This is a genomic window from Sphingomonas metalli (assembly GCF_014641735.1).
Taxonomy (GTDB): domain Bacteria; phylum Pseudomonadota; class Alphaproteobacteria; order Sphingomonadales; family Sphingomonadaceae; genus Sphingomonas; species Sphingomonas metalli.
On the sequence record NZ_BMIH01000002.1, the window covers coordinates 37116 to 51475 of the forward strand.

At 68.7% G+C, this 14360-nt stretch carries 14 protein-coding genes and 1 tRNA gene; 10 read left to right on the top strand and 5 right to left on the bottom strand.

Translation table 11 applies throughout. The annotated features are described in order from the left end of the window. Positions 1-11: 11 nt before the first annotated feature. Positions 12-320, bottom strand: a complete 309-nt coding sequence (locus IEX18_RS06335; RefSeq protein ID WP_229664499.1) for a hypothetical protein — start codon at positions 318-320, stop codon at positions 12-14. Between the two features lie 180 nt (positions 321-500). Between IEX18_RS06335 and rpmG the strand changes: the two genes are divergently transcribed. From rpmG to IEX18_RS06370, 7 genes are all read left to right on the top strand, one after another. Next, a complete protein-coding gene (gene rpmG, locus IEX18_RS06340) occupies positions 501-668 on the top strand; it encodes a 50S ribosomal protein L33 (protein WP_055844439.1) in 168 nt (55 codons plus the stop codon). Between the two features lie 209 nt (positions 669-877). Then, entirely contained in the window at positions 878-1315 is a 438-nt protein-coding gene (locus IEX18_RS06345) for a DMT family transporter (protein WP_188657916.1), read from the top strand. 5 nt (positions 1316-1320) lie between these two features. After that, the gene (locus IEX18_RS06350; RefSeq protein WP_188657917.1) at positions 1321-1614 is read left to right on the top strand and encodes a hypothetical protein; all 294 of its coding nucleotides are present in this window, start codon (positions 1321-1323) and stop codon (positions 1612-1614) included. Between the two features lie 10 nt (positions 1615-1624). Next, on the top strand, positions 1625-3760 hold the full coding sequence (gene ligA, locus IEX18_RS06355; RefSeq protein ID WP_188657918.1) for an NAD-dependent DNA ligase LigA: 2136 nt from the start codon (positions 1625-1627) through the stop codon (positions 3758-3760). Positions 3761-3924: 164 nt separating this feature from the next. After that, positions 3925-6546: a TonB-dependent receptor gene (locus IEX18_RS06360; RefSeq protein WP_229664412.1), complete on the top strand. Its 2622-nt coding sequence runs from the start codon at positions 3925-3927 to the stop codon at positions 6544-6546. 127 nt (positions 6547-6673) lie between these two features. Further along, positions 6674-7834, top strand: coding sequence for a sensor histidine kinase (locus IEX18_RS06365; RefSeq protein WP_188657919.1), 1161 nt, complete (start codon positions 6674-6676; stop codon positions 7832-7834). Continuing rightward, complete coding sequence (locus tag IEX18_RS06370) at positions 7831-8637, top strand: LytR/AlgR family response regulator transcription factor (protein WP_188657920.1); 807 nt, start codon at positions 7831-7833, stop codon at positions 8635-8637. The genes IEX18_RS06365 and IEX18_RS06370 overlap by 4 nt, the downstream gene beginning before the upstream one ends. A gap of 52 nt (positions 8638-8689) precedes the next feature. Here the strand turns inward: IEX18_RS06370 and IEX18_RS06375 are convergent, their stop codons facing one another. From IEX18_RS06375 to ubiA, 3 genes are read right to left on the bottom strand one after another with little or no spacing between them, the layout of a single operon-like run. After that, positions 8690-9472 carry a 3'(2'),5'-bisphosphate nucleotidase CysQ gene (locus IEX18_RS06375; protein WP_268234941.1) on the bottom strand — a complete coding sequence of 261 codons (783 nt, stop codon included), beginning with the start codon at positions 9470-9472 and terminating at the stop codon, positions 8690-8692. Next, entirely contained in the window at positions 9459-10817 is a 1359-nt protein-coding gene (locus IEX18_RS06380) for a TldD/PmbA family protein (RefSeq protein WP_188657921.1), read from the bottom strand. The genes IEX18_RS06375 and IEX18_RS06380 overlap by 14 nt, the downstream gene beginning before the upstream one ends. Positions 10818-10859: 42 nt before the next feature. Continuing rightward, a complete protein-coding gene (ubiA, locus tag IEX18_RS06385; RefSeq protein WP_188657922.1) occupies positions 10860-11774 on the bottom strand; it encodes a 4-hydroxybenzoate octaprenyltransferase in 915 nt (304 codons plus the stop codon). A gap of 62 nt (positions 11775-11836) precedes the next feature. Between ubiA and IEX18_RS06390 the strand changes: the two genes are divergently transcribed. From IEX18_RS06390 to IEX18_RS06400, 3 genes are read left to right on the top strand one after another with little or no spacing between them, the layout of a single operon-like run. Continuing rightward, positions 11837-12073 (top strand): hypothetical protein, encoded by a 237-nt coding sequence (locus IEX18_RS06390; RefSeq protein WP_188658695.1) that lies wholly within the window; start codon positions 11837-11839, stop codon positions 12071-12073. Then, positions 12070-12828 (top strand): 16S rRNA (uracil(1498)-N(3))-methyltransferase, encoded by a 759-nt coding sequence (locus tag IEX18_RS06395; RefSeq protein ID WP_188657923.1) that lies wholly within the window; start codon positions 12070-12072, stop codon positions 12826-12828. The genes IEX18_RS06390 and IEX18_RS06395 overlap by 4 nt, the downstream gene beginning before the upstream one ends. A 56-nt stretch (positions 12829-12884) precedes the next feature. Next, entirely contained in the window at positions 12885-14258 is a 1374-nt protein-coding gene (locus IEX18_RS06400) for a glutamate--cysteine ligase (protein WP_188657924.1), read from the top strand. A 27-nt stretch (positions 14259-14285) separates the two neighbouring features. On the opposite strand, the gene IEX18_RS06405 is transcribed toward IEX18_RS06400, so the two are convergent. After that, a tRNA-Gly gene (locus IEX18_RS06405) sits at positions 14286-14359 on the bottom strand. Position 14360: the final 1 nt, after the last annotated feature.

Here is a 14360-nt window from a genome sequence, read left to right on the forward strand (position 1 = left end):
CGCTCCCGCCTCTACGCCGCCAGCCGCTCCGCACAGGCAGTCGCCCAGAGATCGCACGCCGCGAGGTCCTGCGTCTCGCAGTCGATCGCCTGCGCCAGCAGCGACAGCCAGCCGTGGACGCCGGGATTGCCCCCGCGCAACAAGGCCGTGCCGATGAAGTGGGCGACGGTGACGGCGGCGTCGAACCCGGCCAGATGCGACGCATGGCGGAGCGCCTCGACCTCGCGCGTCAGGACGGAAGCATCGCAATAGGGCGCACGCACATCCAGCGCCGCGATCCGGGCGATCAGTGCGGCGTGCGTCGCCGGCCTGTCATCCACAGCTGCCAAGGCATACCCCCTCTTCGCCGATCCTGGTGTAGCGATGGTGAATGCCGGGTAAAGCCATAGTTGCGCGCGTACCGGCGGTTGACTTCGGCCGTCCGATGCGCCATGCGCCGCGACTGATCGAGCGGGGGCCTCGCGGCCGGCCGCTCTCTTTCTTTTTCAGGACCGAGGGCCATGGCCAAGCCGACTACCGTCAAGATCAAGCTCGTCAGCTCTGCCGATACCGGCTTCTTCTACGTGACCAAGAAGAACCCGCGCACGAAGACGGAGAAGCTGAGCTTCAAGAAGTATGATCCCGTCGTGCGCAAGCATGTCGACTTCAAGGAAGCCAAGATCAAGTAAGCATCGCGCGAGCCTGCGCCCTTGGCGCCGGCTCGACCGATCGACCTGCACGAAAGGCCGCGGGTGGCGACGCCCGCGGCCTTTCGCGTGTCGGGGTCCCGGGCCGCCCGTCGCGCGGGCAAGCGCGACGCCACGCCGGAGCCGCAGGTCCGCCCGCCCCGCGCAGAGCCCATTGCTCCCCCGCCTGCCCCCGGCTAACCGCAAGCGCCATGGCCTTCCTGCCTCTCGTCGTCATTCTGCTGGCCGGCATCGGCCTGGCGGTCCAGCCGCCGACCAATGCCCTGCTTGCCAAGGCCTCCGGCTCGGTGCTCCTGGCCGCGCTGGTGTCGTTCGTCGTCGGCACCGGCGTGCTGGCGATCCTCTACCTGGCGATCGACCGGACCCCGCCCGCCGCGCTGAAGGGCGCACCCACGGCAGCCTGGCTCGGCGGCTTCTATGGCGCGGGCTTCGTGGCGGCGATGGCCTATGGTGCGCCGCGGCTGGGGCTGGCCACCGCCCTGACCATCGCGATCGCCAGCCAGTTGGCGGCGGCTCTGGCGCTCGACCATTTCGGCGCCCTCGGGCTGCGGGTCGACCCGTTGACGCCGATCAAGCTGGCCGGCGCGGCGCTGGTGATCGGCGGGGTCCTGCTGGTGCGGCGCGGATGACCGGCATGGACCGGTCGCAGCGGCAGGAGGCGCGGATCGCGCTGGCGATGCTGCCGACGGGCATCGCGCTGACGATCGGCTCGTTCGTCGCCGCCGTCGCGTTCGCCGTCCTTGCGCTGCTCGGTCCGTTCCTGGGACAGGGCTGGCCGCTGGTCGCCTGGCATGCCGGCGCGGCGCTGGTCGGGCTGCGCAACACCGTGGTCGGCATCGAGGTGATGAGTGCGTTCGACTGGCGCCCGCTACCGCTGGCGCTCGCCCTGTGGCTGGCGACGGTCGTCGCATGGCCCGGCTGGTGGTAGATCGGAGCTCATGACCACCCCATCCGCCCTGCCCGCGACCGAAGACGCCGCCGCGGCCGAGCTGGCTCGGCTCGCGGCCGAGATCGCGCACCACAACCACCTCTATCATCACGACGATGCGCCTGAGATCAGCGATGCGGACTATGACGCGCTGGTCCGTCGCAATGCCGCGATCGAGGCGGCCTTTCCGCAACTGATCCGCACCGACTCGCCCAGCCGTCAGGTCGGGGCCGCGCCGGCGGGGCACCTCGCCAAGGTCGCCCATGCGCGGCCGATGACCAGTCTCGACAACGCCTTTGCCGACGAGGAGGTGACCGAGTTCGTCGACCGGATCCGTCGCTTCCTGCGCCTGTCCGCCGACGAGGTCGTCGCCCTGACCGCGGAACCGAAGATCGACGGCCTGTCCTGCTCGTTGCGCTACGAACGGGGCGCACTGGTCCGCGCGCTGACCCGCGGCGACGGTCAGGTCGGCGAGGACGTGACCGCCAACGTCCTGACGATCGACGACATCCCCCGCCGCCTGCCCGCCGGCGCCCCCGCGATCTTCGAGGTGCGCGGTGAGGTCTATATGGCCAAGGCCGACTTCGCCGCGCTCAACGCCCGGCTCGCGGCCGAGGCGGCGGAGGTGGGCAAGGAGGCGCGCCAGTTCGCCAATCCGCGCAATGCGGCGGCGGGATCGCTGCGCCAGAAGGATGCGTCGGTGACCGCCGACCGGCCGCTCCGCTTCCTGGCGCATGGCTGGGGCGAGACGAGCGCGGTGCCGGGCGACACCCAGGCAGAAGTCGTCGCCGCGCTGCGCCACTGGGGCTTTCCGGTGTCCGACCTGTTCGCGCGCGCCGAGACGGTGAACGATGCGCTGGCCGTCTACCGCCGGATCGAGGCGGTGCGCGCCGACCTGCCCTTCGACATCGACGGCGTCGTCTACAAGGTCGATCGGCTCGACTGGCAGGCGCGCCTCGGCATCGTCGGCCGGGCACCGCGCTGGGGACTTGCGCACAAGTTCCCGGCCGAACGCGCGCAGACGAGCCTGCAGGCGATCGACATCCAGGTCGGCCGTACCGGCGCGCTGACCCCGGTGGCGCGGCTGGAGCCGGTGACGGTCGGCGGCGTCGTCGTCACCAATGCGACGCTCCACAATTTCGACGAGATCGCGCGGCTGGGGGTACGGCCGGGCGACCGCGTGCTCGTGCAGCGCGCCGGCGACGTCATCCCGCAGATCGTCGAGAACCTGACGCCGGACGCCGACCGCCCACCCTATGTCTTCGATTGGCTCTGCCCCGCCTGCGGTTCGGCCGCGGATCGCGAGGAGGGCGAGGTCGTCTATCGCTGCACCGGCGGGCTGATCTGCCCGGCGCAGCGTGTCGAGCGGCTGAGCCACTTCGTATCGCGCCATGCGCTCGATATCGGCGGTCTCGGCCAGACCTTGATCGAGGCCTTTTTCCATGACGGGCTGATCGCCTCGCCGGCCGACATCTTCCGGCTGAGCGAGGAGCAGCTCGCCGCACGCAAGAAGGACGGCCGCGTCTGGGCCGGCAACCTCGTGCGCGCGATCGACGAGCGACGGCGGGTGCCGCTCGACCGGTTCCTCTTCTCGCTCGGCATCCGCCATATCGGTGAGGTCACGGCGCGCGATCTGGCGCGCCGCTACCGCTCGGCGCGGGCACTGGGCGCGATGCTCCGCAGCGCGGTCCATCTGTTCCGCACGACCCAGCCGCAGATCGGCGAGCCCGAACGCAAGTTCGTGCTCCGGCGCGACCGGCTGCTGGTCGCGCGGATCGACACCGCCGGGATCGGACCGGAGGTCGGGCATGCGCTGATCGGCTTCGCTGCCGAGCGGCACAATCGCGATGTGGTCTACGACCTGCTGCGCCAGGTGACCGTGACCGACGTGGTGCACGAGACGCGTACTTCCGAAGTCTCCGGCAAGACGGTGGTGTTCACCGGGACCCTGGAGACGATGAGCCGCGACGAGGCCAAGACGCAGGCCGAATCGCTCGGCGTGCATGTTTCAGGTTCGGTGTCGAAGAAGACCGATCTGGTCGTGGCGGGACCCGGCGCGGGGTCCAAGCTGAAGAAGGCGGCGGAGCTCGGCATCCGCGTCATCGACGAGGCCGGATGGGCGGCGATCGTCGGCGCGGTGGATTGAGCAGGATCGTTGCCCTTTTGCAACGCACCATTAAGATTTGTTTGTAATCGCCCGAGATGTGGAACCTGTCACGGAACAGACATAATCTCGCGGCAGGGGCGCTGCCAGAGCGGACGTCGAGCCGCTGAGTCCAGAGCGTAAGAAGCTCAAGGGGAACCAGATAGATGCGTATGAACTTTGCCTGTGGCGTGGCCTTTGCCGCGCTCATGATCCCGGGCGCCGCGCTGGCGCAGTCGACCGGTACCGTGGAGGCCGAAGAGGGCAGCGAGATCGTCGTCACCGGCGCGCGCGGTCCCGCCACCGTCGACGGCATCCAGATCCCCGACTCGCCCAAGGCGCGCGCGGTGCTGACCCAGGAGCTGATCGAGCGTCGCGCCCCCGGCCAGACGATCCTCGACACCATCAACCTGATCCCCGGCGTCAGCTTCACCAACTCGGACGCCTATGGCTCGTCGGGCGGCCAGATCCGCATCCGCGGCTTCGACGGCAACCGCATCGCCCTGACCTTTGACGGCATCCCGCTGAATGACTCGGGCAACTACGCCATCTATTCGAACCAGCAGCTCGACCCGGAGCTGATCGAGCAGGTCAACGTCAACTTCGGCTCGGCCGACGTCGACTCGCCGACCGCAGCGGCCTCGGGCGGCACGGTGAACTATCGTTCGCTGGTTCCGACCGACGAGATGGGTGCCATCGGTGTCTATTCGCACGGCACCAACCGCATGAACCGCGCCTTCGGGCTGCTGAACCTCGGTACGCTGACCTCGTTCGGCACAAAGGCATGGGTTTCGGCCTCGACCCAGAAGTACGACCAGTTCCGTGGCCCGGGTACGATCTACAAGCAGCAGTATAACGGCAAGATCTATCAGCCGATCGGTGGCGGCAACGACTTCATCTCGGTTGCCGCGCACTACAACCAGAATCGCAGCTATTTCTACTCGAACCCGACCTATGCGAACATCCGCACGCGTCTGGCCGCTCTCAACAGCAGCCTGCCGAACAACACCACCGGCACCAGCGCTTCGGCCGCGAACCCCTACACGCTCGATCTGAACAATCGCGACTTCGATTATGTCTTCGACGATACGTCGTCGACCTATCGCTACGATTATACCTGCGATCTCCAGTCGAACCCCGGCGGCGCCGGTTCGCAGACCGATCGTAACAGCTGCAACAACGTCTATGCGACGGCCTTCAATCCGTCGAACACGGGCAATGTCCGCATCAACTCGCGTTTCGATCTGACCGAGAAGCTGCTCTTCACCTTCGACGGCGCCTATAGCTGGACCCGCGCCAACGGCGGCGGCTCGACCCTGCTGGCGGAGACGGATGCCAGCGCGACCAGCGCCAACGGAGCCTACACGCAGCAATATGCGCAGACCTCGGGCCGGCTCGGCGCGGGCACCGCGGCTGGCGTCGACCTCAACGGTGACGGCGACCTGCGCGACTTCGTCCGCGTCTACTTCCCATCGAACACCCGCACCCAGCGCTTCACCGCGATCGCCGGCCTGCGTTACCAGATCGATCGGGACAACCTGATCCGCGTCGCCTACACCTGGGACCGCGCCCGCCATCGCCAGACCGGTGAAGCGTCGCTGCTGACCGATGCCGGTCGTCCGCAGTCGCCGTTCAGCGCGCTCGACGGCGAAGGCAAGTCGCCAATCCTCGACGCGGCCGGCAACGTCTTCCAGAAGCGCAACCGTCTCTCCTACGCGATCCTCCATCAGCTTTCGGCTGAGTATCGCGGCGGCTTCTTCGAGAACATGTTCAAGGTGACGCTCGGTGTTCGCGCGCCCTTCTTCCGCCGCAACCTGAACAACTTCTGCTACACGATCGCCGGTCAGTCGAACGACGCCTACTGCACCTCGCAGACGGCCGCGCAGGTTGCCGCCTTCGACGCCGCCAATACGTCGGTCACCCTCGGCGCGCCGTACCGCAACCGCATCAAGACCTATAACCGTCTGCTGCCGAGCGCCGGCTTCACCTACAACTTCACGCCGGCCATCAGCATGTTCGGCAGCTACTCGAAGGGCCTGTCGCTGCCGCGCACCGACAATCTCTACGGGTTCGACGACGTATCGATCAGCCCCGTCGCTGCAGTGAAGCCCGAGTCCACCGACTCGTTCGACCTCGGCCTGCGCTACACGAACCGTCTGATCCAGGCGCAGATCGGTGGCTGGTACATCGGCTTCAAGAACCGGATCATCAGCTCGACCGTCCTGCTCGAGGGCGGTGGCACGCTCAGCGTCGACCGCAACGTCGGCAGCGTGAAGAGCCATGGCGTCGACGCGAGCGTCGCCATCAAGCCGCTGCAGTGGTTCTCCATCTACGGCTTCGGTTCGTACACGATCGCCCGTCTGCAGGACGATGCGACCGATCCGTTGTCGGGTCGCGTGCTCGCTCCGACCGCTGGCAAGTTCGTGGTGGAGACGCCGAAGTGGCAGTATGGCGGCCGCGCGCAGATCGATTTCAACCCGATCTCGATCGGCATCCAGGCGAAGCACACCGGTGACCGCTGGATCAGCGACATCAACGACCTGAAGTCCGCCGGCTACACGCTGGTCGACCTCGATGCTCGCCTTGGTCTGGGTGGCGTCGGTCTGGAGCGCACCTTCCTTCAGCTCAACGTCTCCAACCTGCTGAAGGAGCGTTACTTCGGCAACCTGTCGACGGTGACCAACGCCTTCCCGTTCGTGGTCGGCACGACCACCACGGCCGCGGCCGGCCCGCGCGTCACCTTCGGTGCGCCGCGGACCTTCATCGGCTCGATCCACTTCGAGTTCTGATCCCGCGCCAGCCGCCGCGCTGGCACGAAACGGGCCGCCGCTCCCTCGGGAACGGCGGCCTTTTTCATGGCTCTCGCCCGCTCCGCTTTTGCCCCCGGCGCCGGGCGGGTGTAAGGGCGGCGGGACGATGGCCACGCTTCCTGCCTCCGCCAGCGGCGCCGTGCGCGCGCCGACCGCCACCACGCCCTCCGCGCGGCGGCCGCCCTGGAACGTGCGGCCGTTCTTCGAGAACAAGGCCCGCGCCTTCTGGACGCTCCAGGCGGTCGGCTGGGGCGGCTATCTGCTGCTGCGCGGCGTCACCGCGATCTCCAACGGCTTCCGCCTGGAGGTCATCATCCCGATCATCGTCGAGGCGATCGTCGGCTATTGCATCACCCTGATCCTGTCGGCCTGCTACGGCTATTACCGGCGCCTCCCCCGCATTGCCGAAGTTCCGCTGGCGATCGTGACGCTGCTCGCGGCGACGCTTCTCTATGCGGCGCTGATCGCCTTTTCCTTTTCGTTCATCCGCAACAATGTGCCGGGCATCACCCTGACCGGGGTCGCGGCGGCGCTGTTCCTGACCTTCGTCATGCTGGCGAGCTGGTCGGCGCTCTATTACGCGATCAACTTCTATCTGGTCGTGGAAGACCAGCTGGCGGAGATGCGCGCACTGGAACTCCAGGCCTCCTCGGCGCAGCTGGCGATGCTGCGCTACCAGCTCAATCCCCATTTCCTGTTTAACACGCTCAACTCGATCTCGACGCTGGTGCTGCTGAGGCAGACGGAGCGGGCCAACGCGATGCTGAGCCGCCTGTCGTCGTTCCTGCGCTACACGCTCGCCAACGAGCCTACCGCGCACGTCACGGTCGCGCAGGAGGTGGAGACGCTGAAGCTGTATCTCGAGATCGAGAAGATGCGCTTCGAGCAGCGTTTGCGGCCCAGCTTCGACATCGATCCGCGTGCGGAACGGGCACTGCTGCCCTCGCTGCTGCTCCAGCCACTGATCGAAAATGCGATCAAATATGCGGTGAGTCCGCAGGAGGACGGTGCCGACATCGCCGTCCGTGTGCGGTTCGCCGGGGATCGGGTGCAGATCGGCGTATCGGATACCGGCCCCGGCTTGAACGAAGCGCGGATCAGTCCAAGCCTTTCAACCGGCGTCGGGCTTACCAATATCAGGGAGCGGCTGGCCCAGGCCTATGGCCCGGACCACCGGTTCGAGACCCGCTCGACGCCGGCGGGCGGCTTTTCGGTCGAGATCGAGATCCCGTTCCAGCTGAATGACTTGAACAAAGAGGCTGCATGACCATCCGCACTATCCTCGTCGACGATGAGCCGCTCGCCATCCAGGGGCTCGAGCTACGGCTCCAGGCGCATGACGATGTCGAGATCATCGAGAAGTGCGTCAACGGACGCGAGGCGATCCGCGCGATCAAGACCCACAAGCCCGACCTCGTCTTCCTCGACATCCAGATGCCCGGCTTCGACGGCTTCTCGGTCGTACAGGGCCTGATGGAAGTCGAGCCGCCGCTCTTCGTCTTCGTCACCGCCTATTCGGACCATGCGCTGCGGGCGTTCGAGGCGCAGGCGGTCGACTATCTGATGAAGCCCGTCGAGGAGAGCCGGCTGGCCGACACGCTCGACCGCGTGCGCCAGCGGCTCGCCGAGAAGCGCGGGGTGGAAGAGGTCGACCGGCTGAAGGAAGTCCTGGCCGAGGTCGCGCCGGAGGCCGCGGCCGACATCGCCGATGGCGGGGCCGGTGCCGACCTTTCGGCCAATCGCTACGAAAAGCTCATCAACATCAAGGATCAGGGGCAGATCTTCCGCGTCGACGTCGACACGATCGAGCGGATCGATGCCGCCGGCGACTATATGGTCATCTACACCGGCGACCGGAACCTGATCCTGCGCGAGACGATGAAGGATCTGGAAAAGCGGCTCGATCCCCGCCGGTTCCAGCGCATCCACCGCTCGACGATCGTCAATCTGGACCTCGTCAAGCAGGTCAAGCCGCACACCAACGGTGAATGCTTCCTGGTGCTCGGCTCGGGCGCGCAGGTGAAGGTCAGCCGCTCCTATCGCGACGTGGTGGCGCGCTTCGTGCACTGATATCCTGGGGGCGGGTATCCGGGCGCAATCCCGGATGCCGCGCCTCGCAAGTTCAGCCGGCCGCCAAGACCCGGGCGCGCTCCGCCAGCCGCGAGACCGCGGCGCCGTGGATCGCCGGGGCCGTGGCGAGGATGCCGAAGGCCCGCGGATCAGGCTTGTTGAAGGCGAGCGGCTGGCCGAAGGCGTCGCTTACCCCGGCGCCCGCCTCCGCTGCGATCAGCACCGCCGCGGCGACATCCCATTCGGAGCCCCATCGCAGCGTCGCCACCAGATCGGCCTCGTCGGCCGCCACCATGGCGATGCGCAGCGCGATCGAGTTGGGCTTGGCGACCGCCACGAAGTCGCGATCGCTTCGGGGCAGGACGTCTGCCGGCACCCGCGCACCGACGATCTCGGCGCGGGTGCCGGCATGCAGCGCCACGCCGTTGCGCCGAGCCCCGCTTCCCCGCCGCGCCCACCAGCGTTCCTTGCGGGCCGGCGCGTCGAGCAGGGCGAGCACCACCGCACCGTCCTCGACGAGCGCGACGGAGACGGCCCAGCCGGGTCGGCCGCGGATATAGTCCCGCGTCCCGTCGATCGGATCGACGACCCAGATCCGGCGATGGTGCAGGCGATCCGGGGCGTCGGCCGTCTCTTCGGACAGCCAGCCCGCCTCGGGCAACAGCGCGGATAGGCGCGCACGGAGCATGCGGTTGACGTCGAGATCGACCTCGCATACCGGGCTGCCGCCCTCCTTTTCCCAACGCCGGAAGTCGGTGCGCCACCGCGCGAGCGCCATCTGAGCGGCCTCGGCGACGATCTGCGCGGCGGCGGCGGAGATGTCAGCCGCCGGCAACGGTCATCCCATCAACGCGCAGCGTCGGTACGTTGACGCCGTACCGGAAGACCAGATCGTTGGCGGCGGTCATGTTGCGGTACATGTCCTTCAGATTGCCGGCGATGGTGAACTCCGCCACCGGCTCGGCGATCTCGCCGCCGACAATGCGGAAACCGGCAGCGCCGCGGCTATAGTCGCCGGTCACGGAGTTGACCCCCTGTCCGATCAGCTCGGTGACGTAGACGCCTTCGCCCACCTCGGCGAGCAGGGTCGCCAGCGGCACCTTGCCGCCGTCGAGATAGAGATTGCCGGTGGTGACACCGGGAGCGCCGCCGATACCCCGCGCCGCGTGACCGGTCGGCTCCAGCCCCAGCTGACGCGCCGCCGCCGAGTCGAGCAGCCAGGTCTCCAGCATCCCGTTCTCGACGATCGCGGCCGGCGACACGGCGAGGCCCTCGCCGTCGAACGGGCGCGAGCGCAGGCCATGGGGACGGTGCGGATCGTCGCGGACGGACAGGTTCGATGGCAGGATCTGGGAGCCGAGCGCATCCAGCAGGAAGCTGGTCCGGCGCGTGATCGCACCACCGCCGATCGCGCCGACCAGATGCCCGATCAGCGATCCGCCGACGCGGGGATCGAAGACGATCGGCATCGATCCGCTGGTCAGCCGCCCGGGCGACAGGCGGCGGACCGCCCGCTCGCCGGCCTGCCGCCCGATCGCGGCCGCCGCGTCGAGCTTGTCGCGGCGACGGGCGGCGTGATGCGCATAGTCGCGCTGCATGCCCCCGCCCTCGCCCGCCAGGACACTCGCCGACACGCCATAGCTGGTCGTCGAATAGGCGCCGGCGAAGCCGTGCGACGTCGCCAGCGCCCAGACGCTCTGCGCCGCCGATGCGCCGCCGCCTTCGCTGTTGGTCACGCCCGGAACGTCGAGAGCCGCCGCCTCGGCCGCCAGCGCCAGATCGCGCAAAGCTTCGGGCGTCGGCGGTGCGGTGCCACAAGCAGTGTCGTCGAGATCGAGCAGCGGCGGTGCGCCATGCAGCAGCCGCTCGGTCGGGGCGAGGCCGGCCCAGTCATCCTCGGGCGCTTCCCGCGCCATCGCGACGGCTCGCTCGACCAGGGTCGCGAGCGCCGTGTCGGACAGGTCGGACGTGGACACGCTCGCCGAACGTTTGCCGACGAACACCCGCAGGCCGAGATCGGCACTCTCCGACCGGCCCACATCCTCCAGCTTGCCGAGCCTGACCGACACCTCCAGCGCGGCATCGGCGGCGAAAACCGCGTCGGCCGCGTCGGCACCGGCCCGGCGGGCTTGCTCCACGATGGTCTGCGCCCGCTCGCGCGCCTGATCGACAGTCAGCATGGCGGTCGACTTAGGGAGCCCGGCGCGCTGGCACAACGCCGGTCAGCTGTTTCCGACGACGAGGAAGCCGAGGAACAGGAGGAAGCCGGTGAAGCGGTTGGACCGAAACCGGTGAAGTGCACCCGCACCGTCGTCTGGTCGCAACGTCGCGACCTGCCACAGCAGATGGACGGCCGCCGGCAGCAGGGCGGCGAGTGCCAGCGGGTCCGGGCGCACCGTCCAGATCGCCATGCCCCACAGCAGCACCGCCGCCGTATAGAAGCCCGCGACCCCTCCCCGCACGCGCCCGCCCAGCGCCAAAGCCGAGGAGCGGACACCGATCAGCGCATCGTCCTCGCGATCCTGCAGCGCATAGATGGTGTCGTAGCCGATCACCCAGGCGATCGATCCGGCATAGAGCCACCAGAGCGGCGCGGAGAGGTCGCCCGCCGTCTCGCTCCATCCCACCAGCGCGGCCCAGCTGAAGACGAGGCCGAGCCATGCCTGCGGCCACCAGGTGATGCGCTTCATGAAGGGATAGGCGGCGACCGGCGCGAGGCTGGCCAGCGCGACGCCGGCCGCGAGCAAATGGAGTTGCAGCAAGACGACGAGGCCGACCAGGCTGAGCGCCACCAGCCACAGCCACGCACCCCGCACCGAGATCAGGCCCGCCGGGATCGGACGGGCCGCGGTGCGGGCGACCTTCGCGTCAAGGTCGCGATCGACGATATCGTTATAGACGCATCCCGCACCGCGCATGGCGATGCTGCCGACCAGCAGCCACAGGATCAACGGCCAGCGCTGGAACGCTCCGCCGGCCAGCGCCACGCCCCATGCCCCCGGCCAGAAGAGCAGCCACCAGCCGATCGGGCGGTCCAGCCGCGCCAGCAGTGCGAGCCCCCGCAGACGCCCGGGCAGACGGGCGACGAGTCCGCGATGCTCGCTGTCGGGCACGATGGTGTCGGAGGGCGAAGTCATGGACGAGCATCTATCGCCCGTCAGGAAGCGGGTCACGCGCTTTCCCGGCCGGCCGCTGCGCCATGCCGCGATCGCCACTGTCCTATCGCGGCGCCAGCGCCTATCCACGTTCGGATGCCCGGAACACGTCCTCGATGATCGGCCTGTCGGTCGCGATCGGCCGCTTCGTCGAGGCATTGGTCTGGGCGATCTTCCGTGTCGCGGGAACGGTCGCGGTCGCCGTCATACTGGGGCTTGCGGTCCTGCTCGTCGTAGGGGTTTTCGTGCGCCGCTGGCTGCGGCACAGGAGGCGGCGATGATCGCCACCCCCGCCTGGCCGCCGCGCTCCACGCCGCGCCTCTTTGTCGACCGCGCCCTTGCCGCCGGGCCGCTGACGCTGGAAGGCCCGGCGGCGCACTATCTCGCCACGGTGATGCGCGCAAAGCCCGGCGACCCCGTCAAGCTGTTCGACGACCGGACCGGCGAGTGGCTGGCGACGGTGGCGGCGCAGGGCCGGCGGGACGTCTCGCTCGATATCGGCGAACGTCTCCGCCCGCGCGAGCCGGTGCCGGACCTCTGGCTTTGCGCTGCGCCGCTCAAAAAAGGTCGGGTCGACTGGCTGGCCGAGAAGGGCTGCGAACTGGGCGTCGCGCGGCTGGTGCCCGTCGTCACCCGGCGGACGGTGGTCGACAAGCCCAATGGCGAACGGCTGCGCGCCCACATGATTGAGGCGGCCGAGCAATGCGACCGCACCGCCCTGCCCGAATTGGCCGAGCCGGTGAAGCTGCCGGCGTTGCTGCGCGACTGGCCGGCGGATCGCGTGCTGTTCTTCGCCGACGAACAGGGCGGCAGCGACGCACTGGCGGCGATGACCGCGCGCCCGGGCCCCGCCGCGATCCTGATCGGACCCGAGGGTGGATTCGACGAGGCGGAGCGCGAGGCGATCCGCGCCCATCCCGCGGGCGTCGCGATCACGCTGGGGCCGCGCATCCTGCGGGCCGATACCGCGGCTGCGGCCGCGGTGGCGCTCTGGATGGCGGCGGCCGGCGACTGGCGTAGCGCAACGGGACTTTAGCCGGCGTCAGCCACGCTGCGCTGGCGCGGCCGTTCCCGCCCGCGTAAGGCGCGGCCATGACCACCAAGACCGCCCTCAAGGCCGCCTCCCCGATCATCGAGTCGCGCGACCAGCTGATCGCCAGCTTCGCGCGCGGCGAGAAGCCGGCGGAGCGGTGGCGGATCGGCACGGAGCATGAGAAATTCGTCTACCGCACCGACGATCATCGCGCGCCGAGCTATGACGAACCGGGCGGCATCCGCGACCTGCTCGCCGACCTGACCCGCCATGGCTGGCAGCCGGTGACCGAGGGCGATCACGTCATCGCGCTGACGGGCGCGGACGGCAGCGTCAGCCTGGAGCCCGCCGGCCAGTTCGAGCTGTCGGGCGCGCCGCTCGAGAATCTGCACCAGACCTGCGCGGAGACCGGCCGGCATCTGCGGCAGGTCAAGGAAGCGGGCGAACGGCTCGGCCTCGGCTTTCTCGGCCTCGGCATGTGGCCCGACAAGACACGTGCCGAACTGCCGGTGATGCCCAAGGGTCGCTACGACATCATGCGCCGCCACATGCCGCGCGTCGGCAGCCTCGGCCTCGACATGATGCTGCGGACCTGCACCATCCAGGTGAACCTCGACTATGGGTCGGAGGCGGACATGGTGAAGAAGTTCCGCGTCGGTCTCGCGCTCCAGCCGCTCGCGACCGCGCTGTTCGCGAATTCGCCGTTCACCGAGGGCAAGCCCAACGGCTTCCTCTCCTTCCGCAGCCATATCTGGTCGGACACCGATGCCGCCCGCACCGGCATGCTGCCCTTCGTGTTCGAGGACGGCTTCGGCTATCAACGCTATGCCGACTACATGCTCGATGTGCCGATGTACTTCGTCTACCGCGACGGTCGGTACATCGACGCCGCCGGCCTGTCGTTCCGCGACTTTCTGAAGGGCGAACTCAGCGTCCTGCCCGGCGAGAAGCCGACTCTGGACGACTGGAACGACCATCTCTCCACCGCCTTTCCCGAAGTGCGCCTCAAGACCTTCCTCGAAATGCGCGGCGCCGATGGCGGCCCCTGGAACCGGATCTGCGCGCTGCCGGCGCTCTGGGTCGGCCTGCTCTACGACGAGGGCGCGCTCGATGCCGCCTGGGATCTGGTGAAGGGCTGGACGCTGGACGAGCGGCAGGCGCTGCGCGACGCCGTACCGCGGCAGGCGCTCGACGCCCCCATTCCCGGCGGCGGACGGCTGGCCGACATCGCCGCCGCCGTGCTCGACATCGCGCATGCGGGCCTGGCCGCACGGGCGCGGACGAACGCGGCCGGTGACGACGAGACGGGCTTTCTGGAGCCCCTGCGCGACATCGTCCGGACCGGACGGGTGCCGGCGGCGGCGCTGCTCGACCGCTATCACGGGGCATGGGGCGGCGACGTATCGCGCATCTATGACGAGGCGAGCTTCTGACCGGCGGGCGTATCACCGGGAAGGGGATGGAGCGGGTAACGGGAATCGAACCCGTGTATTCAGCTTGGAAGGCTGCTGCACTACCATTGTGCTATACCCGCG